Source organism: Clostridia bacterium (assembly GCA_034926675.1).
Taxonomy (GTDB): Bacteria; Bacillota; DTU025; order DTU025; family DTU025; genus JAYFQW01.
The window spans coordinates 208,379-233,092 of record JAYFQW010000001.1; the positions used below are offsets into that span (position 1 = coordinate 208,379).

22 protein-coding genes and 3 tRNA genes are annotated in these 24,714 nt (G+C 59.9%); 7 read left to right on the forward strand and 18 right to left on the reverse strand.

From position 1 onward, the window contains the following. Positions 1-455: 455 nt before the first annotated feature. Together VB144_01040 and VB144_01045 are read right to left on the reverse strand one after the other, a co-directional pair. Positions 456-539, reverse strand: a tRNA-Leu gene (locus VB144_01040). A gap of 16 nt (positions 540-555) precedes the next feature. Next, positions 556-632: transfer RNA gene (locus VB144_01045), tRNA-Pro, on the reverse strand. Between the two features lie 237 nt (positions 633-869). On the opposite strand from VB144_01045, the gene mscL reads away from it, so the two are divergent. Next, positions 870-1,334 carry a large conductance mechanosensitive channel protein MscL gene (gene mscL / locus VB144_01050; protein ID MEA4882242.1) on the forward strand — a complete coding sequence of 155 codons (465 nt, stop codon included), beginning with the start codon at positions 870-872 and terminating at the stop codon, positions 1,332-1,334. A gap of 81 nt (positions 1,335-1,415) precedes the next feature. Next, positions 1,416-1,658, forward strand: coding sequence for a hypothetical protein (locus VB144_01055; protein ID MEA4882243.1), 243 nt, complete (start codon positions 1,416-1,418; stop codon positions 1,656-1,658). A gap of 147 nt (positions 1,659-1,805) precedes the next feature. On the opposite strand, the gene lepB is transcribed toward VB144_01055, so the two are convergent. After that, positions 1,806-2,585 carry a signal peptidase I gene (gene lepB, locus VB144_01060; GenBank protein MEA4882244.1) on the reverse strand — a complete coding sequence of 260 codons (780 nt, stop codon included), beginning with the start codon at positions 2,583-2,585 and terminating at the stop codon, positions 1,806-1,808. Between the two features lie 677 nt (positions 2,586-3,262). Here lepB and VB144_01065 point away from each other — a divergent pair. The 4 genes from VB144_01065 to VB144_01080 all read left to right on the forward strand — a co-directional run bounded on the left by VB144_01065 (position 3,263) and on the right by VB144_01080 (position 6,401). Continuing rightward, positions 3,263-3,340, forward strand: a tRNA-Pro gene (locus VB144_01065). Positions 3,341-3,456: 116 nt separating this feature from the next. After that, positions 3,457-4,362 (forward strand): patatin-like phospholipase family protein, encoded by a 906-nt coding sequence (locus VB144_01070; protein MEA4882245.1) that lies wholly within the window; start codon positions 3,457-3,459, stop codon positions 4,360-4,362. A 229-nt stretch (positions 4,363-4,591) separates the two neighbouring features. Continuing rightward, the gene (locus tag VB144_01075; GenBank protein MEA4882246.1) at positions 4,592-5,518 is read left to right on the forward strand and encodes a DUF2935 domain-containing protein; all 927 of its coding nucleotides are present in this window, start codon (positions 4,592-4,594) and stop codon (positions 5,516-5,518) included. A gap of 154 nt (positions 5,519-5,672) precedes the next feature. Beyond that, the gene (locus tag VB144_01080; GenBank protein ID MEA4882247.1) at positions 5,673-6,401 is read left to right on the forward strand and encodes a hypothetical protein; all 729 of its coding nucleotides are present in this window, start codon (positions 5,673-5,675) and stop codon (positions 6,399-6,401) included. Between the two features lie 176 nt (positions 6,402-6,577). Here VB144_01080 and VB144_01085 read toward each other — a convergent pair whose 3' ends face one another. The 15 genes from VB144_01085 to VB144_01155 form a co-directional block, all read right to left on the reverse strand. Then, positions 6,578-6,850 (reverse strand): HU family DNA-binding protein, encoded by a 273-nt coding sequence (locus VB144_01085; GenBank protein ID MEA4882248.1) that lies wholly within the window; start codon positions 6,848-6,850, stop codon positions 6,578-6,580. Between the two features lie 82 nt (positions 6,851-6,932). Beyond that, positions 6,933-8,411 carry a stage IV sporulation protein A gene (gene spoIVA, locus VB144_01090; protein MEA4882249.1) on the reverse strand — a complete coding sequence of 493 codons (1,479 nt, stop codon included), beginning with the start codon at positions 8,409-8,411 and terminating at the stop codon, positions 6,933-6,935. 123 nt (positions 8,412-8,534) lie between these two features. Next, on the reverse strand, positions 8,535-9,380 hold the full coding sequence (locus tag VB144_01095; protein MEA4882250.1) for a ribonuclease H-like domain-containing protein: 846 nt from the start codon (positions 9,378-9,380) through the stop codon (positions 8,535-8,537). Between the two features lie 17 nt (positions 9,381-9,397). After that, on the reverse strand, positions 9,398-10,636 hold the full coding sequence (locus VB144_01100) for a hypothetical protein (protein ID MEA4882251.1): 1,239 nt from the start codon (positions 10,634-10,636) through the stop codon (positions 9,398-9,400). Between the two features lie 27 nt (positions 10,637-10,663). After that, a complete protein-coding gene (locus VB144_01105; GenBank protein MEA4882252.1) occupies positions 10,664-11,953 on the reverse strand; it encodes a methionine gamma-lyase family protein in 1,290 nt (429 codons plus the stop codon). Then, positions 11,940-12,920 carry a tRNA (adenosine(37)-N6)-dimethylallyltransferase MiaA gene (gene miaA / locus VB144_01110; GenBank protein ID MEA4882253.1) on the reverse strand — a complete coding sequence of 327 codons (981 nt, stop codon included), beginning with the start codon at positions 12,918-12,920 and terminating at the stop codon, positions 11,940-11,942. The genes VB144_01105 and miaA overlap by 14 nt, the downstream gene beginning before the upstream one ends. Next, a complete protein-coding gene (locus VB144_01115) occupies positions 12,917-13,759 on the reverse strand; it encodes a class I SAM-dependent methyltransferase (GenBank protein MEA4882254.1) in 843 nt (280 codons plus the stop codon). Before VB144_01115 ends, miaA begins: the two co-directional genes overlap by 4 nt. Next, a complete protein-coding gene (gene mutL / locus VB144_01120) occupies positions 13,756-15,543 on the reverse strand; it encodes a DNA mismatch repair endonuclease MutL (GenBank protein MEA4882255.1) in 1,788 nt (595 codons plus the stop codon). The genes VB144_01115 and mutL overlap by 4 nt, the downstream gene beginning before the upstream one ends. 5 nt (positions 15,544-15,548) lie before the next feature. Continuing rightward, positions 15,549-18,170, reverse strand: a complete 2,622-nt coding sequence (gene mutS / locus VB144_01125) for a DNA mismatch repair protein MutS (GenBank protein MEA4882256.1) — start codon at positions 18,168-18,170, stop codon at positions 15,549-15,551. Next, positions 18,170-19,522, reverse strand: a complete 1,353-nt coding sequence (gene miaB, locus VB144_01130; GenBank protein MEA4882257.1) for a tRNA (N6-isopentenyl adenosine(37)-C2)-methylthiotransferase MiaB — start codon at positions 19,520-19,522, stop codon at positions 18,170-18,172. The genes mutS and miaB overlap by 1 nt, the downstream gene beginning before the upstream one ends. 59 nt (positions 19,523-19,581) lie before the next feature. Next, positions 19,582-20,265 (reverse strand): DUF554 domain-containing protein, encoded by a 684-nt coding sequence (locus VB144_01135; protein ID MEA4882258.1) that lies wholly within the window; start codon positions 20,263-20,265, stop codon positions 19,582-19,584. A 35-nt stretch (positions 20,266-20,300) separates the two neighbouring features. Further along, positions 20,301-21,518, reverse strand: coding sequence for an FAD-dependent oxidoreductase (locus VB144_01140; GenBank protein MEA4882259.1), 1,218 nt, complete (start codon positions 21,516-21,518; stop codon positions 20,301-20,303). Positions 21,519-21,892: 374 nt separating this feature from the next. Then, a complete protein-coding gene (locus VB144_01145; GenBank protein ID MEA4882260.1) occupies positions 21,893-22,396 on the reverse strand; it encodes a hypothetical protein in 504 nt (167 codons plus the stop codon). 18 nt (positions 22,397-22,414) lie between these two features. Next, a complete protein-coding gene (locus VB144_01150) occupies positions 22,415-23,587 on the reverse strand; it encodes a S8 family peptidase (GenBank protein ID MEA4882261.1) in 1,173 nt (390 codons plus the stop codon). 21 nt (positions 23,588-23,608) lie between these two features. Beyond that, positions 23,609-23,776 carry a hypothetical protein gene (locus tag VB144_01155; protein MEA4882262.1) on the reverse strand — a complete coding sequence of 56 codons (168 nt, stop codon included), beginning with the start codon at positions 23,774-23,776 and terminating at the stop codon, positions 23,609-23,611. 233 nt (positions 23,777-24,009) lie between these two features. On the opposite strand from VB144_01155, the gene VB144_01160 reads away from it, so the two are divergent. After that, positions 24,010-24,414, forward strand: coding sequence for a hypothetical protein (locus VB144_01160; protein MEA4882263.1), 405 nt, complete (start codon positions 24,010-24,012; stop codon positions 24,412-24,414). Positions 24,415-24,714 lie beyond the last annotated feature (300 nt).

Here is a 24,714-nt window from a genome sequence, read left to right on the forward strand (position 1 = left end):
GCATCCATCCATGGCCGGGGTGGCGCGTGCGGGCTGCAGAGCCATACACAGGGCTCCACGGCAGCGGCCTCGCACCGCCCTGACGAGGAGCTTTCGCGGCGAAACGCATAGCATAATGTGCCATAGGCCATTCCCTGCTAGACGCGCTTCTGGAAATGGTCCGGGTGCGCCATGGAATCCGCGTGAGCCTCGACTGCGGGGGGGCGGATCGTCAATGTCGACGAAATGGACACTGACCACACGGTCAATGTCCGTTTGAGTCGCATTGATCGCGCGACAATGCCGGTTTGACCGACATTGAGTGCCCACGGGATCGGAATCCCAAGAACCGCGATTCGTTTTCGAGCGCACAGACGGATTGCAGGGACGCAGGAAAAGAGAACGGCCACCGGTTGGGCGCCAGGCCCAGCGGCAGCCGTCGATATCTCCAGGTAGAAGCGCCATTGTAGACAGTTTGGTGCGAGAGGCGGGATTTGAACCCGCACGGGTCGCCCCGTCAGATCCTAAGTCTGATGCGTCTGCCGTTCCGCCACTCTCGCGAGTAAGGAAAGGAAATGGTCGAGGTGCCGGGACTCGAACCCGGGGCCTCTTGGTCCCGAACCAAGCGCGCTACCAAACTGCGCTACACCTCGACCTCGCACCCCGCAAGGCACGTGATCATTATATGGCATAAGGCGAAGGCTGTCAAACGCGAGAACGCTCCCCCAACGCTCCGCGAAACGCTCCATCTGAGCGACTCTTCGGAAATGCATCGCTGCTCACGACCGCATGAAGTCGATGCACAGGACCATCCATCCGGCGGCGATGCAGGATACCCACACCGGGTGTCGAATCGGTAAGTCGCGACCACGATCATTGGAGGTGAAACATTGCTCAAGGAGTTTCGGGAATTCGCAATGCGCGGGAACGTAGTTGACATGGCGATAGGAATTGTGATCGGAGGCGCCTTCGGGAAGATCGTGACCTCGCTGGTGAATGACCTCATAATGCCGCCTATAGGCCTGTTGATTGGGCGCGTGGACTTCTCCAATCTGTTCGTGAGCCTATCCGGTGAGCACTATGCCTCGATCGCAGAGGCGAAGGCAGCAGGAGCTCCCACCCTGAACTATGGTCTGTTCCTGAACACGGTGATGGACTTCGTCGTAGTCGCGTTCGCTCTGTTCCTGATTGTCAAGTGGATGAACAAGATGCGCAACACTGCAGCCTTACTCGAGCGCAAGGAACCTGCGACTTCCGAACCCACGGAGCCTGCGACTAAGCATTGCCCGTACTGTCTATCGGAAGTGCCCTATCACGCGGTCAAGTGCGCTCATTGCACAACAGACCTTAAGTAGGCCATTATTCGCCCGGCGCCGTGTCATGTTCCGCGCCTGAGGAATACGGTACCATCGCAGCTATTGTCGGAGGTGCCGCTCATGCCCAGCGAGGAAGATATTCTCGGCGCCATAAGAGGCAGAGTCCCAAAGCACGGATGTCCATCATGCGGTGGAAGGCAGTGGGAAGTGCAGCCCCTCGTGTTTGTGTCGAACGTGTACTCAGAGGACACGCGAGGCGCTGACCCGGAGAACGGGGCGCCCACGGTTGTGGCAGTGTGCAAGTCGTGCGGGTTATTTCTCCACTACGGAGCCGTTCGCCTAGGATTGGTGGACCCTGACTAGCTGGTGCGCCTCACGCACAGTGACTGAAGCCCCCGGCCGTTCGGGTCAGGGGCTTCAACTCGTCCGCTATCCTGTGGATGGTGCAGTGCTTCCCGGCGCCGCGTGCTGGGCTGAGCCTGCGCATTGTACTGTGCCAAGCCGCGCGCGTCAGTACACGTTTGGCCTCTCGAAGGCGGTGGTGCGAGCGAGAGGCCAGTATCTGACCGCTGCGCGCCCCACAATCCTGGAGATCTTCAGGAAGCCAACACTCCCGCGACTATCGTCGGAATTGTTGCGGTTATCCCCCATTACAAACACATGCCCTTCAGGCACAACTGACGGACCATAGTTGTAGTAGGGCGGTTCCATGATGTACGGCTCATCTAGAGCCTTGCCATTCAGGAATACAACCCCCGCGTTGATCTCGATGGTGTCGCCTGCGAGCGCAATTACCCTCTTGATGTAGGGCCTCATTCGCCCGGTGACATCCACAAGCTCCTTCATGGCTTCAACTGCTGCACCGAATCCAACCGGATCCGGCCTCCAGGGGTTCTTGAGCACGATGATGTCTCCACGCGATGGGCTCGTGAACCGATACGATATCTTCTCCACAATGACACGCTCGCGGTTGTGCAGAGTGGGCTCCATCGACGCTCCTTCAACCACGAACGACCGCCCAATGAAGGTCATGATGAGCATAGCGAGAAACACCGCTAGCACTATGGATTGCATGTAATCCTTGACCTCTCGAACAATCGCTTGCTTTCTCTGGCGGGCAGCCTGAACTTGTGCTGCCTCAGTTCGGGCGATCTCGGCTGCTGCCGCAGCAGCGGCCGCGGCATCCGGATCCAACTCCGGAACCGGCTTTGCACATTCCGGCATCGGTGCTGCACCGGATTCCGGTTCTGCTGACTCTGAGTCAGCAACGGCTGTGCGTTCATCATCCATCAGTATGCGCCTGCCTCACGTCAGGACCGACATCGCCGATCCCTGCGTAATCGTGTCCAAACCTCACACCTAGTAGTAACGATGCCTGCATGGCGCGGGTTCCCATTTCCCACCGCCACATAGATGATCATACCCTCTCGCGAAGCCGATGGCAAGTCGGTCGAACACCTACCCTCGCCCCCCTTCGCCCCCACCCGGACTCCGCTCATACCCCTCCATCGTTGCATACACCTGCGGGATGTTTCGGGCTCATAGGAGCACCGGGCTCTTGCGCATCAGTTGCAGAAGGCGAGTCGCCCTCTCACATTTGGCTGCTGCCGGCATGACTCCGTACCGGGAAGCAGTCCATATGATGCAGTAGGCGCCTCGCGGAGGTGAAAGCGGGTCATGGAAGCTTTGAAATCGGCATGGTTCTTCGTTCCATGGTGGTTCTGGGCATGTGTGGCGGCGGTCTGTTTCCTCGTATGCCTAATGATCGGGTGGCTCTGTCCTTATTAGCATCGTGCGCCTGCCGAGATGACTGCGTCAGAGGGCAGGGCCTCACGCTCCGCCCTCTGGGTGTCTCATCATTCCGACGTGCTGCGGCCCATGTCCGATGCCGCCCGGCATTGAAATGTAATCGAAACGTGCCTTGACCCGATTGCCTGCATCTGATACAATCACATTCGTAACAGGTCCGGGGCGTGGCGCAGTTTGGCTAGCGCGCTTGCTTGGGGTGCAAGAGGTCGGGAGTTCAAGTCTCCCCGCTCCGACCATAAAGAACTCCCCCGAAACGAAGGTTTCGGGGCTTTTTGCGTCTACCCTTCCACTTCACCATCATGATTCGCACACTTTCACCGGATCCTTGTGCAACCGATTGGAGGCGACGGACATGGAGATCACAGGCACCCCGTTGGGAGTCCTCAAGGAACATCTGAGCAGCACCAAAGAGCGCTTCGAGAAACGGATGAATGGGCTCAACCGCCGCTCTGTCGGTATTGCCCTCGGGTCTGGCGCTGCCCGTGGCCTCGCTCACATCGGAGTATTGGATGTACTGTGGCGTGCTCAGATCCCAATAGACATCATCGTGGGAACGAGCATCGGATCCGTGATAGGGGGATGTTACGCGTCGGGGATGGAAGCCTACGACCTTGAAAGGGTGGCTCTCTTGGTCAACAGGCGGGAGGTTCTTCGCTACACCGACTTCGTTGTGCCCCGAAAAGGCGGGCTCATAGCTGGCACACGGATTGAGGAACTCCTGAGGTCACTGACAGGAGGCAAGTCCTTCAGTGAAATGCGATTCCCATTCGCGTGCGCATGCACCGACATCCTAACCGGCGATGAGGTGGTCATGGAAAACGGGCCAGTCTACCGGGCAATGCGTGCGTCATCGTCGATCCCAGGGGTATTCCAGCCGGTGTTGCACGAGGGCCGGGTTCTTGTGGACGGAGGCATTCTCAACCCAATTCCCGTAAACTACCTCACGGCGCTCAATGTGGATGTGACTATCGCTGTTGACGTCATGCCCACCCTCAGGGCGCAGCCGGACCGGGAGGGCAAGCCTCCCTCGATAGTCACAACCATCATCAATGCCTTTGATATCATGGGCAAGCTCGTGGCTGCTCCCCTTTCGCAGCTGGCAACCGTTATGCTGAAACCAGCAGTTGGACAGGTGCAGGCCGAGGAGTTCTGGCTCGCCCCCGAACTCATCGCGGAAGGACGACGGGTAGCTGAGGAAGCTCTCCCGAAGATACGGGCCGCGGTTCTCGATACTGCCTCCAAAGATCGCATATCGTAACGACATCCACCTGTCCGCGGCGTTCCCACAGGCGGTCCACCAGGTGGTCCACAAGGGCCTGCCAGCTCCCGAGGGGCCACGTCCCCTTGGGAGCTGGTAGGCTCTTCTATACTGTGGGTGGCGATTGGCAGCTTCATATGCGACTGCACTTTAGTCGACCACCACGGTAACGAAACCCACCCACGCGAACTATCGTATCATTATGACCGATAGCGGAGGTGGACAAGACATGGGTTTCGATTACTCGAGCTCCATTCCGGCGCCAATCTGGCAAGGAGCATGCCTTGGGGAACGAGAGGCCACTGCGGCTTTTGAGGAGATGAGGTTCTGGCTGCCAATCATGTCAGACCACGCCAGGCTCATTCGCAATGGATTCGACCTAGCCGCCGACGACGTGTTCCGGTACTCTGATGCCCTTGGGGTGGCCATCGATGGAGTTCTCGCCGCTGTCCGTGAGACTACCCCTCCCTTCCCTCCAGGCCAGGCAGAGTGCTTCATCGCGGAGACAAACCGAGTCGTTGTCCCTCTGCGCGACTTCAAGGCCGCCCTCACTGGGCTGATCGAGAAGTGCCAGATCCGAACTGATAGGCCCGCCGGACTCATCGAGCACGTCCGCCGGGAGGCGGATCTGTACCTTGGGATTGTCAATGGACTAGTCGGAGGCCAGGCGCCCACTCGCGAGGATCTGAAGATCCCCGCTCCCAACTGCCACAAGGCCGAGCCCGCAGCGCTGGCTCCGCGGAGCCTCATTCCCAGCCTGGGCGAAGCAGGAGCACTCGTCTTGACCGACGAGACACTGTTCTTCACCGAGATCAATGGGGAGCATGCAGCCACTCTCAGCATATACTTCAGGCCAGGAACGCAGGATCAACTATCGAAAGATGCGGCCGCAACCGGAGAGGCCATACTTGCCCTGCGCAACCGCATGGCCGAAGCGGTCGAGCGCGGCTCGACCATATGTCAGATGAAAGACCTGCTCTCATCGGCCAGGGAGTTGGTCGTTTCCTGGGCGGGCCAGCTTCAGTCGCTCAAGACGGTCGTCGGGACCTGCGCCGTGCCTACTGGCGAGGTGAACTTCCCGTTCTCCATTCTCGATCACATGCTGAAAGAGGCGGGCTACACGCTGGAACTGCTTGACATGGCTTGCCGCGCGTAGAACTATACTGCCGTGCCGCCTAACTGACGTCCGACCGGCGGAGAGCGGCGGTTCCGCCATTCCTCTGCCGGCCTTCTCTGGCCTGCGAAAGCCGATGCCGGGATGGTATAATGATATGATTCGCGGTATGTCGTGGCTGAACGGGGGCATCTGGATGAAACTGGCGGTGAGGTTCGAAATCGAGTCGGAAGTCAGTGTGCGTGCACTGCTCTCCCTGCTGCTTGCAGCTATTCTCCTCATGTCGACTGCGTCTTCAGCGCCTACGCGCGCCTTTGCCGATGCGCAACCGTCGCCAGCTAAGGATTCCGAGGCGTCGATGGTGCTTGAGAAGATGCTCTCCGCGCAGGCAGATCTGACGTCATTCGAGGCGCCGGCTATGGCCCGTATCACCGTAAACGGAAAGACGGTAATGAGCACACGGATCCACCTCATTGCCAGACGGCCGAATTATGTGGCCGTGAGGTGGCTCGGTGTGACGATACGCCCGCACCGCGGCATCATCTTCGTCGATCCTGAGAAGTTCACCTCTGGTGAGTACAGCCTCTCCGTCGAGGCCTGGCCCACTGACAACAATGGACACTGGATCGTGTCCGCCGCATCCAGAGATGACGCACTGGAGCCGCTTCACTGGAGGCTGACTGTTGACGCACTGACGTGGCTCATCACTCGCGCGGAGGTTACGACCTCTGCAGGCGAGCACTGTGCAATTGAAGCTACATACCGGCGAACTGGTCTGAGAAGGTGGGAACCTGAGTCGATACATGCCGACGGCGCCATGCTGCTCACGGAGTTTCTACCGAGTTTCCTCGTAAGGCTGGTCGCGGGCAACGATGCTGCGGTCGATAGCGCTGTAAGCGCTAGCCTGCAATTCGCCTCGGAGTAAGCTCCACTCTCCCACGCTTCCAGTACAGCAAGGAAAGCGTAGCCGAAGGTGCTACGCTTGGCCTTTCCGCGTGTTGTGAGCCCCTGAGCATCGATCGTGCGATGCCATCAGATCAGCAGCGCGACCGCTAATCCGACAGTCGAGGCAGTTGAGGCAGTCTCGGTGATCTAGGCAGTCTAGAGCACCGATTCCTTTAGTTCTTTCCCTGCTCTGAACACCGGCACTTTCCTGGCGGGGATCCTGATCTCCTCCATGGTCTTGGGGTTTCTGCCCACCCGTGCCTCGCGTGCCTTTACCTCGAAACTCCCAAACCCCACGAGCTGCACTTTCTCGCCGGACTTCAGCTCTTCCTTAATCGTGTCAAACACTGCATCCACGGCCTTGCCGGAGTCCTTCTTCGTCAAGCCCGTCTTTCCGGCGATAGCATCCACCAGGTCGGACTTGGTCATTCGTCTCGCCCCCTTCAAGCACTATGCTTTCCAGTGGCACGCGCCATTATTACCTGAGGCGCAAGGGGGCGGCGCACGTCGTCTACAAGATGATGCAGATCAGTCCGCCGCTGCCCTCGTTCACTATCTTCGTCAGGGTCTCCTGCAGCTTCTCCTGGGCGTTTTCGGGCATGTGGGCGAGCTTCGCTTCTATTCCTTCTTTGATCAGATCCTGCATGGATCTCCCCAGAAACTCTGTCTCCCAGAGCTTTGCGGGGTTCTCTGAGAACTCCTCGGCGATCTCGTGTGCGAACTCTTCACTCTGCTTCTCTGTGCCCATGAGCGGGGTCACTTCGGTTCTTATGTCCGCCCGGATCATGTGTATCGAAGGAGCTGTGGCCTTCAGCCTCACGCCGCATCTGTTGCCCTGCCTGATGATGTCGGGCTCCTCGAACGATATCTCATCGAGGAAGGGCATTACGATCCCGTAGCCCTTGGCTCTCACCTGATCTAGCGCGGTTGATACCTTGTCATACTCGCGCTTGGCGTGAGTTAGATCGCGCATCATGTGGATGACGTCCGAGTCTCCCACAACCGCGAACCCGCTCATCTCCGACATTACCGTGTAGAACAGGGACCGAGGCGCGGTCAGGCCGATCTGCACTCTTCCGGTTCCCATGTCGAGCAGAGTCACCATGGCAGATTCGGTGTTCTCCGCCATGCCCAGCATCTGAACTGCCCGCGACACATCGCGGACCCTTTGTATCGTGGCCACTGCGTCCCTAACGCTTTCGATGAACCCGGCGCGAATTGGATGGGATTCATCCAGCTCAGCCACCCAGTCGGGGAGCCTCACTGAGATCTCCCTGACAGGGAACTCGTGGAGTACGCCCGAGAGAACCTGCATTATCTCCTCGTTCGAGGTGCGAAGGCAGTCGATGGGGATGACCGGGACGTCGTACTCACGCGCCAGCACCTCTCCGAGCCCCCGGGTCTCTTCCGCCTGAGGATGAGTCGAATTCAGGACCACGATGAAGGGCTTGCCGAGTTCCTTGAGTTCTGAGACGACTCTCTGCTCTGCGTCTACGTAGTGCTCCCTCTTAATGTCGGTGATCGATCCATCGGTCGTGACGACCAGGCCTATGGTTGAGTGTTCCTGAATCACTTTCGCGGTTCCGATTTCGGCGGCTCTCTGGAACGAGATCTCATCCTCGAACCAGGGTGTGCGAACCATGCGGGGCGCATTTAGCTCCTCATATCCGAGGGCGCCTGCCACCGAATAGCCCACGCAATCCACCATTCTGACTGACGCTTTGATATTGTCGGCAAACGTGACCTCGACCGCCTCGCCCGGGACGAACTTGGGCTCGGTGGTCATGATGGTCCTCCCGGCCCCGCTCTGTGGCAGCTCGTCTCGGGTGCGCTCTTTCTCGTAGGCGTTCTTTATGTTGGGCAGGACTATGGAGTCCATGAACCTGGAGATGAAGGTGGACTTCCCGGTCCTGACAGGGCCAACCACGCCAATGTAGACGTCGCCCCCGGTGCGCTCCGCAATGTGCTGGAAGATATCAAATCGCTCCATCCATCTGCCCTCCCTCGCATCGAGTCCGGGTGGAGGCGGCCTCGCACCCGAGTGGACGCATGCGGGTTGTACCTGCTGAATGACGCTACATCTATATGAGGCGCGCTGAGAATTATGCGGGGATCACGCGAGCAGTGGCAGCAGACTGGCCATGGCGAGGAGGTCCAGCTCATTGTGGAATACCACAGGACTGATGATGTCCCAATCCCCTGTCCGGACGAACTGCGCGTACATCTGTGGAATGAGACTCCCGGGGACATCGTCAACTCGGGGGTGGTCGAGGATAAGATCCTCTATGGTTGACAGGCGGCAGTTCGGAAGGTGGTTTCTGTATCTGCGCCTTGCGGGGTGGCACAGGTCGACAATGCACGCCGCAATTCGATCATCCTGGCCGTGATAGGCGAGGCGCCTTCGGATGAATGGAATGTCGAACGACTTCCCATTGTATGTGATGATGGCGCGCGCGCAAGCGAGCCTCGCCATCGCCTCGTCGAGCACTGCGGGTTCGTCATCGTATTCGCTGGCGAAGAGCTGGCAGAGCCGAAATCCCTCTTTGCCCGGCAGGAGTAGGCCCACCATGAAAAGGGCGGCTGTGGATGGGAGACCGCAGGTTTCGATATCGAGAAACACGACCTCCTCTGGGCTGCACATCGTGAGAAGCTCCATATCCGGAACTCCGCAGCTTGAGAGTGCGCGACCATCAGCGTTCTCCAGCGCCTCCACGACAAGACGTGCGCGGTCCGCCCACCGCTCATGCTGCACCAGGTCGAAGATGGTGGCATATCCCTCATCCCTCAGCCGTGATTCGGTGATAGGGCCGATCCCGTACACCAGCTGCAGGTTACGGGCGATCGCAGCAATAGGATCGCCATCACCTTTCCGTGGCCCAATCGTCGTGATGTCCTTCTCTATCAGCAGGCACGAGCCGTAAGAATTCTCGACCAGAGCTCCTCCGAAGGAGTTGTCCACTGAAACTGGCCTCCCGACTATATTGTGTATCTGACCCTGAACAGAATCTCAGCCTGCCCGCCTGCAGGCGCCTGTACTGTGAAGAGAGCGAGCCCTCCGCTGCCCTTGGTCCACGTGGACGGGGTGCTCTGGAGCATCGTCCACTCTCCGGGCAGCTCCTCGATATCGATGACTTCAACATCCTGCTGGCCCTGGTTGGTGATCCTGACCTGGTAGGCTTCCTCCCATGAGCTGGACCCCACCTTCTTCTGATCAGTCCGCACCTTCTCGGCCCTGAGCTGGCTCGCCTTTCCCAGCCTCACCAGGAGCTGTGCCGGATGCGGAGATGCAGGCAGCGTGTCCGCGCCGAGCAGGTAGGCAGAACCGTCGCGTGAACGGGAATACACCATCATTTTGCCTGCTGGAAGCGGAAACGGGACCGCGCCGTCCTTGGGGCTGGGTATGTCGAGGGCAAGCATCACCGGTTTCTCTTCCTTCTTCGTTCCAGCAGCATCCGGGATAGTGGCGGCAACTCGATCAACCACGTACACAAGCCGCGCGGGCACATTCTCCGCCCTGAATAGCTGGATATGGGAATATGACCCGGAAGGCATGGGATCCGGCTTGGAGAGGACTTTCACTGTGTTCCCAAGAGCCGCTCCGCCCCGGTAGTCCGCCTTTCCCGGCAGTGCATTTGCTGGGCCTGCCACTAGGGTAAGACGGTCGCAGGAGATGTCGGCTGTAGTCCGATTCGACACGGTGCACCATCCGAGGATCTCGGCCGACTCGTCGGCCGCGCCGAGGAGTGCGCTGTAGGACGCCATCCAGTTGAGCCCGGAGAACGCATAGATGACCCTGAAGGTTGCTGGTCCTTCCGAATCCGACATCACGTTGAACGCCAGTTCCCCATTCGTCGGGTCATATCGCTTCGATACTGCGGCAATGACGCCTTTTCCAGAAACGACCGTGATCTCCGATGCCCCGGAATCCACAGTGCCCGGAATCCCCGTCAGTACTAGCCTGTTGATCCCCGGCGATAGCTGCGTGATGATGCTCCTCACGGCAACCGCCTGCCCGGATTCGTAGGCGGCTACCCAATCTGCAGGGATAGCGTCGGGAGTAGCTGCGCTCTCCCGCGCGGCCCCGGCCGCCGCTCCTTGCGCCGAATCCGGTGCGCTTCCTCCGGCGAGGAGAGTTCCTGCTGGCAGACCGAGGATGATGAGTGCAGCGACGAGCGCAACTGCCAGATTGCGGGCGTTCCGCACCATAGCATGCATTTGGCGATCAACCTCCCCTCCCCTACTTCAACTCCGCTGCCGCTGGTTCCTGCGAAGGCACTGCGCGAATCGGAGCATCGCAAATTCCACTTGATGCCTGATCAGTCCACCCTGCAGATACACAGTATACGGAGGCCGCAGGGGCGCATCGGCCGACAGCTCGATGGAGGCGCCCTGGGTGAAGGCGCCAGCCGCCATGATCACCTGGTCGTCGTAGCCGGGCATCGGCGCAGGCTCGGGGGTGACTCCGGAATCGATCGGCGAGCTCTGCTGGACCGCTCGGCAGAAGGCTGATAGATTGTCCGGGCTTCCGAGTTTCACAGCGAGAACGATGTCGTGCCTCTGCTCTCCGGGCATCGGAGACACTTCGAACCCGAGCCGGGAGAGGAATGCGCCTGCGAAGATGGATCCTGCCAGGGCCTCTCCGGTTATCAGCGGCGCGAGGAAAAGCCCGAGGGCGAGATCTCTGGTGAACCCCAGGCTCGGCCCGCAGTGTGACCCGAGGCCAGGGGCATTGAGCCTCTCCGCAGCCATCTCAACGTAATCCCGCTTGCCGACAATGTATCCGCCGCATGGTGCGACGCCTCCGCCTGCATTCTTTATGAGTGATCCTGCGGCGATGTCGGCCCCAACTGCAGTTGGCTCCATGTCCTCTGTAAACTCCCCGTAGCAGTTGTCGACGAACACGATAGCCTCAGGGTTCGCAGCCTTGACGCAACTGCAGATCTCCCTGATATCGTCCACTGACAGGGAGCGCCTCCATGAGTAGCCCCTTGACCGCTGAACCAGTACGAGCCTTGCGGCTTCCGAGGCCCTGGCGATTCCAGGCAGATCGGGACCGCCATCCTCCGCCGGCGCCGCTTCTCGATACCCTACGCCGAACTCAGCGAGGGACCCCCGGTGCACCCGGGCGCCGCAACCTATCACAGTGGTCATGGTGTCGTACGGCGCGCCGCACGCAGAGACCATCGTGTCGCCTGGCCTGAGGATGCCGAAAAGCACGCAGGAGAGGGCGTGGGTCCCCGATGCCATCTGCATTCGGACGAGGGCGGCCTCAGCCCCGAATGCAGCAGCGAACGCGTTTTCGAGCCTCTCGCGCCCGACGTCGTCGTACCCGTAGCCTGTTGCACCCCCGAAGTGATGTTCACCAAGGCCAGCGACTGCGAACGCCTGCAGCACCTTGCCTGTGTTCATCCTCGATATCTCATCTACTGCCGCAACATCCCCCGCGATACCAGCCCTAACCTCCCTGGCGAGATCCAGCAGGTCTGGGTCGACTCCTAGTGCCTGTCCGATCTGTGCGTCAAAGCCCTTCATCGAGTTTGTAGTCCACCTCTTCCAGCCAGCCGCCGAGAATCGTTATTATCTCATCTGCTATCTCATTGGGGCAGGAGGAACCATCGACATCCAGCCAGTGGATGTCCCTGTTCTTCCTGAACCATGTCATCTGGCGTTTTGCGTACTTTCGGGTCTCCGATTTGACTGTTTCCACTGCTTCGTCAAGGCCCTCCCGCCCATCAAGGAACGCCGCCAGTTCCTTGTATCCGATGGCCTGAAGTGCGGTGAACCTTTCCTCGCAGCCTCGGGCGACAAGCGCGCGGACCTCGTCGAGAAGGCCCGCATCGATCATATCATCGACTCTTGCGTCTATCCTCTCGTTGAGGAGGTCCCTGTTCATCCTGAGTCCGAACTGCCTGACGTCGAATTCGGATTCCCCTTCGTGCAGGCGCTGCAACTCGGTTATGGGTGTGCCCGTAACCTCATACACCTCAAGCGCTCGCACCATTCGGCGGAGATCGTTCGGGTGTATGCGCGCGGCCGCGGCTGGATCCACCTCGGAGAGCCTGCTGTAGAGAACGGCGTTCCCCACAGCTGCAGCTTCCTGCTCCAGTTTGGCCCTGATCTGTTCATTGCGGCCTTCATCAGGGAAGAGAAAACCACGGACCGTGGCATCGACATACAGGCCTGTGCCTCCCACCATGATGGGCATCCGCCCCTCAGACCATATCTCACGTATCGCAGCGCGCGCGAGTTCCTGATACCGCGCCACGCAGAACAGCTCGTTAGGGTCTGCCACATCGATCAGGCGATGCTTCACGCATCCCTGTTCCGCCGGGGTTGGCTTCGCAGTTCCGATGTCCATACCCCGGTAGACTTGCATGGAATCAGCGGAGATGATCTCTCCTCGAAGCTTGGGAGCGAGCGCGAGCCCAACCGCGGATTTTCCGACTGCAGTAGGCCCCACAATGGTTATGAGAGGAGGTCGGTGTGCTCCTGCGTTCATCTGTGCCCTCCCACAGCGTCTACATGGATGATGCCATATTCCACGCTGCTCTTTCGTCCTCCCGAACGCTCTGTGATTCCGAGCCTTGCCAGTTCTCCTCCATAGTGGCGATCCTTCACGACCACTCTTCTCCTCGCCACCCGAACCGCCTCGTTCAACGCCTGCGGGGAAAGGTTTCCCGCATGGGCCCACGCGCGGAGAGGCGCTATTCCAGGCGACGCTGTGACGGGAGACCTGAACATGGGGTCGAAGTAGACCACATCAAAGCTGCCGCCGCCAGACTCACTAAGGTAGTGCTCGTGTAGGCCGCACTCCGCCTCAATTCGCCCCATGGCTGCAAGGACATCTTCCTCGGCATCGGAGTAATCCATGAGACCTTCCCGCACGAGCACGGCAAGGACGGGGCTTGCCTCGATTCCCAGCACATGCCCGCTTGGGCCCACCACCCAAGATGAGACTACCGCATCTGACGCCAGGCCCAGGGTGCAATCGAGGACCGTGTCTCCAGGCACAAGACCCATCGCATCTACCATCGGGTCCCGCCCGCCAGATGCGAGTCGTCGTATCCTCATGAGCGCCATCCCTGGATGAAAGAACAGGCGTCCGGTCTCTGCGCCGTCGGGGGCCAGAGACACCAGACTTGTCCTGCCAGCCTCCACCACGACTATGGCCTCGATTGCCCCGTCGGCAGCTGCGCCCGCCGCCACCTCTGGCAGAGAACGTCCGAGGCGCTCGGAATAGGTCGCACCGAGAAGCGAGGCGAGATGCTGTGCGTGGGCCGCCTCCCGATCTCCCGCGCGCATCGATGTGGTCACGGCGATTCCGCCTGCACCTGTCACTTCCGTCCAAAACTCCTCGCCAGATCGTCTCCCTGGATAACCACGACGATCGGCCGTCCATGAGGGCATCTGTATGGATCGCTCGTCCGGAACAGCCTCTCCAGTAGGGACTCCATCTCCTCTGGGCGCAGACGCCCTCCGGCCTTCACTGCGGCCTTGCACGCCAGGGATATGGCTATATGGTCGGCCATTGACACTGGATCTGATCCAGGCGGCGCAGCGACTATCCCTTCCACCGCGGCCGCCAGTGCGTCCTCCGGCGCCACATCCTCACTGTGGGTCGGCACTCCCCTCACCACGATGGAGTTGACTCCGAACACATCAACATCGAAACCCATCTTCGATAGGGTGGCGAGGTTATCCGCGATGAGTTGAGCGTCGGCTGCAGATAGCTCCACAACCGCAGGCGCCAGCAGAAGCTGAGATGACGGGGTTCCCATCGCGTACTCCTGCCTGAACTGGTCTACAAGGATCCTCTCATGGGCAACATGCTGGTCCACGATGACCAGGCCGTTGGTTGACTCGGCGAGGATGTAAGTGTCAGACAACTGCCCGATGATCCTCACTGGAACAACTGCGGCCCCAACTGCAGCTTCAACCGCAGGCTCGGGGGCACTGGAATCTCTCTGACTTGCTCCATCAAAGGCCGCGCTGGCCAGATCTCGACCACCCGCGTACCGCACTGGATTCGCAGTGCCGGGGTATCCCCACGGCTCTCGCGCCCATCCGAAGCGGTCGTCCGCGATCACAGCTGCCGGAGCCTCTGCCAGCGCCTCTGGCTGTATCTCCGCGGCGCCGGCGCCGCCTCGAAGCGCTGCCGACACCGCGTTGTACACTGCAGAGTAAACCTGGGAATCAGCCGCAAAACGCACTTCGCTCTTGGCAGGGTGGACGTTCACGTCAACCATAGACGGGTCCACCTCTATCGATAGCACCACCGGTGCGTGTTTGCCTGGGGGGACCGTTCTATCGTAGGCGCGGTCTATGGCTGCCCAGGCGGTTTTCGACGACACCGGCCTGCCATTGACGAAGATCTGCTGCACATCCCGTGCTGACTTGGCGAACTTGGCTGGTCCGATGAAACCCCTCACAGATATTCCCTGCTGGCTTCGGTCGATAGGCGCCATGGCTTTCGCTAGGTCAATGCCGAGAACCGACACAATGGCCTCTCGAAGGCTGCCTCCACGAGGAGTTGTGAAGACCGTCTTTCCGCCGACACTCAGCGAAACCGATGCCTCAGGATGGGCAAGGGCAAGCCTTCCCGCCACATCGATAACTCTCCTGGTCTCGGAAGCGATAGACCTGAGATACTTGAGCCTGGCAGGGGTGTTGAAGAAAAGGTCGCGGACTGTCACTGTGGTTCCTCGGGGCGCTCCAACTGGAGATGGCTTGCCGACAAGGCCGCCCTCAGCAGTAACCATCGTTCCCTCGGCCGCTTCCTGTTCCCTTGTGATTAACACAACACGGGCCACAGACGCAATGCTGGGCAATGCCTCTCCTCGAAAGCCCAGGGTGCCGATGGAGAACAGGTCCTCGGCGGCAGAGATCTTGCTCGTGGCATGCCTTTCGAAGGCCCGCTGGGCATCCTCGGGGCTCATGCCGCACCCATCGTCAGTCACTGAAATCTGCTCTAGGCCCCCGCCGAGCACATCAATCTGAATGCTCGCCGCGCCTGCATCAATCGAATTCTCGGCGAGTTCTTTCAACACAGAGGCAGGCCTCTCCACGACCTCTCCAGCGGCGATCTTGTTGGCGATATCCTGTGACAGCAAGATTATTCGCACGCCGATCACTCCTCAACCATGGCCTTGAGCTCGTAAACCAGGTCCAGGGCCTCTCTTGCGGCAAGCCCGTCCGGATCCACATCCCGCAGACGCTCATACACCTTGGGCGCCCACGCGGCGATGTCGGAGGCAGTATTCGACTGAGCTTCCAGGCCTGCGACAGGCGGCTCAGCCGCCCAGCCGAAAAGGGTCATCTGGCGTCCTCCTGAGGGCTGGATGCTCTCGAGATCCTTCAGAATCTGCTGCGCGCGGCGGATCACTTCGCGCGGAAGCCCGGCCATCCTGGCCACATTCAGGCCGTAGCTCTTGTCGACCGATCCGCGGGCGAGCCTGTAGAGGAATGTGAGTTCGCCGCCGCGTTCCACCGCTCCCACGTGGTAGTTGCGGGCGTAGGGAAGCCTCTCCTCAAGCGCGGCCAACTCATGATAGTGGGTAGTGAACATTGTGCGCGCGCCGACCTGGTCGTGTATCCACTCCGCCACTGCCCACGCCAGGGCCATTCCATCGTATGTGCTGGTCCCACGGCCCAATTCGTCCATGAGGATCAGGCTCTGCCCTGTGGCCGTATTCAGAACTGTGGCTACTTCGAGAAGCTCCACCATGAAACTGCTCTTGCCGGAGCTGATGTCATCGTAGGATCCGGTGCGGTAGTAGATCGCGTCGCACACTCCGACCTGCGCCTCTCGGGCTGGCACGAACGATCCAACCTGCGCCATGAGGGTTATGAGTCCGACAGTTGCGAGCACCGTAGATTTCCCGGCCATGTTGGGGCCTGTTATGATTACCAGCCGGGCATCATCACACGCCATATCGATATCACTGGGAACGTAACGCGATGGGCCGATCACTTTCTCGAGCACCGGATGCCGGGCCTCCCGAATCACCGTGGCAAGGCCCGAATCCACCTGCGGTCTCACATACCCCATCGCCCTTGCATCCTCCGCAAAGCACGCAAGCACGTCTAGCTGGGCAATTGCCCGGGCGGTCTCCAGCATTCTTGGCAGATAGCGAGAGACGTCCTCAAGCACCTGCCTGTAGATGGCAGATTCCAGACGCACCAGCCTCTCCTCGGCGCCGAGGATTTTCGACTCGAGCTCCTTCAGAGCTGGGGTGATGAATCTCTCGGCATTGGCCAGAGTCTGCTTGCGGATGTAGTCGTCCGGCGCCAGGTGGGCATTGGCATGACTAATCTCGATGTAGTACCCAAATACGGAGTTGAAGCCCACCTTGAGAGATTTGACCCCTGTCCTGGCCTTCTCCTGAGCCTCCAGCTTCAGCAGCCATTCCTTGCCCTCGGTGGAGGCCTTCCGCAGTTCGTCCACTTCCTCGTCGTATCCACTGCGTATCACGCCGCCCTCGGAGGGTGAGGATTTCGCGCTTTCCTGTATCGATTCGCGGATCCTTGCGGATGCCTCCGGCACCGAATCCAGCTCGTCGCGGAGGGTTTGAACGCGTTTGGACGATGCCTTGCCAAGAAGGTGCGCAAGGCCCGCCGCAGCGTCCAACGAGGCCGCCAGCCCAATCAGATCTCTCGGCCCGGCTGTGAGGCAGCCTATCCTGCCGCAGGTTCGCTCCAGATCATGTATTCTGGACATCGCGGCGCGCACATCGCCTCTGAGGATCACGTCTGCCGCAAGCTCCTCCACGGCGTCGAGCCTCTCATTGATCTCACGAACCGAGACCGACGGCCGCTCAAGCCACGCCCGGATCAGCCGTCCACCCATGGCTGTGCTGGTGTTGTCGATCACCGGAAGCAGCCCGCGCTCCCGTCCGAAGAGATCCAGAGCCTTCCTGGCAGGAGTATCGAGTCGCATGAACTCGCCGAGATGGTATGTGCGCATCCTGGAGATCTGGGGAACAGATGTCATCTGGGTCTCCCGGATGTACGACACGAGCGCGCCTGCGGCCCTCACTGCGAGTTCCATGCCTGCGCAGCCGAAACCATCAAGTGATGCCGTTCCGAACTGAGATAGCAACGTAGACTTGGCCCTCGATAGGTCGAAATCGGTTAGCGGGCGAGAGAAGGCTGTGGAATTCGCTGGTATCGTAGGCAACCCTGCGTTGCCCTGGGCGCCGCATTCCCCCATGTCAGCAGGGTATATGCACTCACTTGGACCTATCCTCTCGATCTCGTCGGCGATAAGCTTCATTGCATCAGGCCCATCCACCTGTGTCGCCGATAGCTCCCCTGTGGATGCGTCGCATGCAGCAAGCCCTGCGCCGGAGCCGCCTGTCACTGTGAGCACCGCCACGAGGAAGTTGTTCCGCCTCGGATCCACCTGCTCTGTGAGAGTGCCAGGGGTCACGACTCTCACGATGTCGCGGCGCACAAGCCCCTTCGCGAGCTTCGGATCCTCCATCTGATCGGCAACTGCCACCCTGTGCCCATTCTGCACCAGGGTGGCGATGTAGGAGTCAACTGCATGGTGAGGCACTCCACACATGGGCATCTTGTTGCCTGGGCCGGCCTCACGGGATGTGAGAACGATTCCCAGCTCGCGGCTGCCTATCTTGGCGTCATCGCCGAACATCTCGTAGAAATCGCCGAGTCGGAAAAGCAGGATTGCATCCGACTGCTTCTGTTTCAGCTCTGCGTATTGTTCAATCATGGGAGTAGGCTTCGACATCAACCAGCTCCCCCGATCTCCTCGGCGTGGAGAGTCCAGGTGTGTGGCTCTGTAACCCGGACCATCGCGAGATCGCCGGGCGCCAGTGGCGCACTTGCCCGCCAGTGAACCATCTTGTTTGTCCTTGTCCGCCCGGACATCACTTCCGGATCTCGCTCGGACGGCCCCTCTGCCATGACCTCCACGGTCTGGCCGAGGAGGGAGGAGTTGACCTCATCTGCGTTCCTGTTCACAAGCTCAATGAGCCTGTATATCCGACTGTGCTTCACATCCTCGTCCACCTGATCCGCCATACGGGCAGCACTGGTGCCCTCTCGCGGAGAGTAGATGAAAGTGAACGCAGCATCGAATCTTGCTTGGTCCACAATCCTCAGGGTGTCCTGGAAATCCTCCTCGGTTTCGCCTGGGAAGCCGACCATGATATCGGTTGTTATCGATGCCCCGGGGATGGCCTTTCTGATCCGGGTGAGCAGGGAGAGATACTGTTCAGCCGTGTATCCCCGGTTCATCTGGGCCAGGACTCTGTTGCTCCCCGCCTGAAGAGGCAGGTGGAAATGCTCGCACACCTTGCTGCAGGATGAGCAGGCTTCAATCATCTTGTCGGTGAAATCACGAGGGTGCGACGTAGTGAATCTGATCCTGGTTATCCCGTCCACATCGTTCACGGCTCGGAGCAGGTCCGCAAAATCAGGCGCAGCTCCGCGCTCCGATCCTAGGCCCTTGCCGTAGGAATTCACGTTCTGACCCAGGAGCGTTGCCTCGCGATATCCATCACGAGCGAGTGCCCGGACCTCCTCCACCACATCCCGCAGCCGCCTGCTTCGTTCTCTGCCTCGTACATACGGCACTATGCAGTAAGTGCAGAAGTTGTCGCATCCGTAGGTGATATTCACGAAGGCCTTGTGCCCGAAAGCGCGGAGCGCAGGAAGGCCTTCGGCGATCTCGCCAGGGTCATCCCACACCTCGATGACCCGCTCCCCCGCCGCCACTCGCTGTAGGAGTTCCGGGAGGCGGTGGATGTTGTGGGTCCCGAACACAAGATCCACCCACGGCATCTTCTCAAGTATCATGTTGCGCACGTGCTGCTCCTGAACCATGCATCCGCATATCCCAACGATCATCCCGGGCTTCTTCTCGCGCAGCCGCTTCATGTCGCCGAGATTGCCGATCGCCCGGTTCTCGGCGTTCTCCCGGACACAGCAGGTGACGAATATGACTACGTCGGCCTCGTTGGTGGACCTCGCTTGCGAGTAGCCCATTCCCGCAAGAAGGCCCAAGATCGTTTCCGAGTCCCTCTCATTCATCTGGCATCCGAAGGCCACTACCTTCGCACTTCTCCCGATCTGCTTCATGCTTTACAGAGGCACCTCCGAGCATTGGATGAACACTGGATCCGCATAGCGCGGACTGGTTATGACGCAAGAAAGAAGGCTGCCGCCGCGGCCACGAACACCGCAGGGAGCATGTTCCCAATCCTGAATCTGGCGCGCATGGCCAGGTTCCATCCGATTCCGAGCACCAGTATGCCCCCTACCGCGGTCATCTCACGCAGCACTGGGTCTGTCATCAGCGGCTTGACTGTTCCAGCCAGCATGGTAATCGCTCCCTGGTACAGAAGGATCGGCAGAGCTGAGAATCCCACTCCTAGTCCGAGAGAGGACGCATACGCGCAAGACGTAATCCCGTCCATCAGGGATTTCGTGGCGAGCACCGACCAGTCCCCGGTCAGGCCATCCTGGATGGCGCCCATGACCGCCATGGGTCCCACACAGTAGAGCAAGCTGGACGCCACAAATGCCTGGGTGAAGGTGGCCCCTGCTGCGTCTGGAGCAATCCGCTTCAGCCGCTGCCCCAGGCCATCGAGGCGTCGCTCGATATCTATCAGCGATCCGATTACGGTTCCCACTGCCAGCGATACTAGGACGAGAACTGGGTTCTCGGTCCCTCCGGCCATTCTCAGCCCCAGGAAGACGGTGAACAGCCCGACCCCCTGCATGACCGTGTCGGAGATCGCCTCCGGAAGCCTCCGCCCTACGATGAGCCCTGCAAGGCTTCCTGCGATTATCGCGCCAGCGTTAACAAATGTTCCAACCACGGATTTGTCCCCCCGCAGCGTGCGTTCGCATTGTGCTATCGTGCGAGAGCCTCCAGCACCTCTCCAAAGGCAGGTTTCGGATCAGACGCGACCAGCGAGACCGACGCCCGCTTTTCCACTCCATCACGAACCTTGTCGAACTTCGCGAGGTCCCCCATCAGAAGGCCTCCAACAAGCTTGTCTCCATCGAAGACGAGCTTGCGATAGACGCCCCGGCCCGCAGCATCATCATCGGTTATTGCTGTTGTTCCGACGCCGCCCTGGACTTCGCCTATGGTGAAGATCTTCGTTCCCATCACCATGAGCGTATAGGAGGGCGGAACGGGCTTGTACTCCTCTGCAGCGCCTGCCGCATTCGCGCCTGCGACGCGGCCCTGAGCCATGGCAACTCCCCACGTGCCGCCAGGAGAACCCTCAAGCTCAGCAACATCGCCGGCAGCGTACACCCACGGAACGGAGGAACGCATCGATCTGTCGACGGCAATTCCCCTGTTCGCGCTGAGCCCGGCCGCTTTCGCAAGGCTCAGGTTCGCCCTCACTCCAGTGGAGAACAGCACCATTGCTCCAGGCACTTCCTGCCCGGTGTTCAACCTGACTCCGGTTGAGGCGATAGCCTCCGACACAGCCGAAAGGTGAAGTGTGATGCCTGCGGACGTCACCCTGTCTTCGAGCACGGAGGATCCCTTTTCATCAAGGACCCGCGACAGCAACCTGGGTCCGTTATCTAGTAGGTGCACCGCCACGCCAAGCCTCGAGACGGCCCACGCAGCCTCAAGGCCCAGTGGACCCGCTCCTATCACGCATGCTGACGATGCCGATCTGCACGCTTCAGTGATGGCCCTGGCATCAGCTATGGATCGCAGAGAGAAGACCAGCCCCCGGTCGAGCCCTGGGAGCGGCGGCACGAACGGGCTGCTTCCACAGGCGATTACCACCGCGTCAGCGGAGATCTGGGATCCATCATCTAGCAGTAAGGTCTTGTCGGCTATCTTAAGCTCAACGACGGATCGTCCCAGGATGGTATGCACTTGATTGGACTCGTACCATGAAGCGCGCTTGACCGCGATCTGCTCAGCAGAGATCTCAGACCCGAGGAGATGGGAAAGGCGCGGGCGGTAGTAGGCGAGGTAAGGCTCTGAACCCACCACCGTCACAGGGACAGCAGAATCCACAGAGCGTATGCCCTCCACTGCTGAAAGGCCGGCCACTCCCAGTCCGATAACGACTATGCCTGGTCTTGCAGGTTCACTCATGCCACAACCTCCTGCATGAACGCCTTTATGGATATTATACCATCGCCGTGGTCAAAGCGAAACGAGCTGGGCCGCATGGAACAGCGGCCCAGCATGACGACGGCAGCATTCCTAAGATTATTTGAACATGAAGAACAGGACCACGCCAACCACGACCAGAGCAAGCCACCACCACCAGGGGAACCCCCAGATGAACCCGGCGTGCCTGACACCTGCCAACTCTTCTGCCATTGGCAATCCCCCTTTCGGATCAGAACCACCACTCGATGAAGAGGAACACGATGAGGAGCAGGAACAGGGGCAACAGGCGCCCGACGCCAGTCTGGGAGGAGAAGATCTCGTCAAGTTTCATTCTCCCACCTCCGATGAGCTGTTCATTGATCGCACTTGTTGTCTTCTGGCGGCGCCTCCGCACCGAGCACATCCGCGAGTTTAGGCAGGATATTGGAGCGCATGCCCTCCTCTGCCAGGGAACCGAGCATTGCTGCGAAATTCGGGTCGGCTGCGGCCCTCGCCATCATGCTCTGAAGCAACTTGGTCACATCCTCCGGTCGAGGCGCGCCCTGATGCTGACCCTGATTCCCCTTGGCCTTTCCGAGATCGTCGGTGGGTGCGCCTGTGAAATCAAACATGTTATCTACCGCCTTCGCCACAGTCTTGGGATCCAACTCCATGTTGGCAAGATTCGAAAGAAACGCCAGAGGCCTATCTCCGCCCACTCCACGCCTCTTCTTCATGACACCCCCGAGGGAGTCGAAGATCGTTATGAGATTGACGGAACCCAGAAGATCATCCACGGCCGCCTGCCCGCGACTGCTCAGGAACGGGCGGAGCGCTCGCATCAGCCCCACGCTCTCGGGGTCAGTCGGTACTCTCATTGAATCACCCCCAATTCCTCACGGTCCGAGCACGCGCTTCTTCGACACCCTGGCCAGCGCAGCCGAGACGTTGATGATCCCAGCTCCCTGTTCATCAGAGGATGCTCCATCCAGCCTATCTGCACTGGACTGCAGTATCGACTTGATGTCCGACGGTGAGAGGCTGGAATCCGCCTCCAGCAGCAGCGCAACCGCCCCGGCGACGTGCGGAGAGGCCATGGAGGTGCCCGAACTCCGCCGGTACTTCCTTCCCGGCCATGTGGAGAGAATGTCGACGCCAGGCGCGCATAGAGCCACTTCCCTTCCCCGGCTGGAGAAGTCCGCGATTCCATCATCCTTATTCGTGGCCGTGACCGCGATGGTCTCGACGTACTTCGCCGGATACCCCACACTGTTCGCAGTGGGTCCCTCATTTCCGGCTGCGCACACCATGCTCATCCCAGCCCGCCTCGCGTTCTGGATTCCATCCCGGAAGGTCTGGTTCTCCTTGCTCGAACTCAAGCTCATGTTGACGACCTTGATGCCCTTGTCGAGACACCACCCGATGCCCTCGATGAGTGTTGACAGCTTCCCGGAACCCTTACTATCGAGGACCTTCACCGCATACACAGAGGCCTTGGGCGCCACGCCCGTTATGCCAATCCCGTTATGCAGGGCAGCGATGGTGCCAATCACGTGAGTTCCGTGACCATTGTCATCCCTCGCCGAAATCGCCCCGGATAGAAGAGTGTGATTAGCCTTGATATTCCCTGCCAAATCCGGGTGGGTCTGATCCACGCCAGTGTCCAGCACCGCCACCTTCACGCCACGACCGCTCTTATCCACGCCTTCCAGATGGATGCGAGCCACTCCCCAGGGGATATCCTCGCGAGTCCTGGGACCCCACGCCAGTGAGCCGAGCTCATACACCATCTCGATATCCAGGTCGTCATCGACCCTCACAACGCCGGCCCTTTTCGAGGCCAGCGACTCCACATCACCAGATTCGTCCTCATCAACCAGCACAACCATGCCGTGGACCAGCGGGAGTTCACGCAGTATGTGCCCCCTGCAGTTTTCGAGGATGCCAAACCACTCATCGCGGCGCGCCTTCTCGTCGAAGATCACGATCTTTTGATGCCTGGGCTTTCCGTCCGGAGAAGTCCTGTAAGGCTCGCGCGGAGTCTCCTGCCGTCGCCTGGACCCGAACATAACCTCACCTCCCAATGGACTCTATCGAGGAGGCTCACCACGACCTGGAATCAGCCTCACCTCGGGCGGCATCCCGACCGACGCATCATCCGTTTCTTTTCCGTCATCTGCAGTAAGCCACATGCTGGCCAGGAGCGCACCCATGACGAGTATGTCGGTAATGAACCCCCTACTCGACGCCTCCTCCATAACCGCGTCCCCCCTTTTCACGCAGAGCGCCGTAACCTCAGAGCGCTATAGATTATGACTTTGGAACACCTATGGTTACGGTGAAGCTCCGCTTTTTCGGAAGCGAGCAATGAAGGCGGACGGAGGGCCGCGATTACCTGACCCGGGTATCTTGGATGAACTGCTCAGAGGTGGTATAATCGCGCTGTGGGGGCTTGAATGATACCCCTAGTTGCAGAAAGGAGGCGTAGTACATGAGGAAGTCTCTGGCGCTGATCGGAGTCGTTGCCATTCTGGCTGTCGCAGCGGCCTCCATCGCAGTGTTCGCAGCGGAACCCATGCCTGGGCTCGGCAGCGCGGCTGATGTCAACCCCAACGGGTGTGTTGACTGCCACAAGAAGACAGCGGATGGCAAGGACTACTCGCTGCCTGCCGAGATTAAGAACCTTAAGAAACACCCCAAGGCTTCGGATTCGATGCTGTCAACGCTCAAGGGGTGCTACACCTGCCACGCGAAGCGGGCAGACCTGGGCGGACTGATGCACGCCGCTCATCTTACAGGCAAGGACAACTCGTTCATCAAGGCATATGATGGAAGCTGCACTCACTGCCACAGCGTGAATGCTGCGACCGGTGCAATCAGCATAAAGGGCAAGTAGGGCCGAATTCGAGCCCACGCCGGGCTGGAGGAGCCGCGGATCCGGATTCCGGATCGCGATGGATTCCCGGCCAGTGTTGGACAAGCAGATGGCGCAATCGGGTGGGAGGGGGCGTCTAGCCCCCGTCCTCCCACACCACCGTACGTGCCGTTCGGCATACGGCGGTTCATGAAACCTTAGGAATTCTGCGCGTAGAGATCCGTCAAGCTCAGAAGCCCTTGGTTGCGCCAGTGGGCGATGCCGAGGGCTTTGTTCACCTGCGGAGTGTTAGCGAGTCGCCAGTATGCTTTACGCGACCCG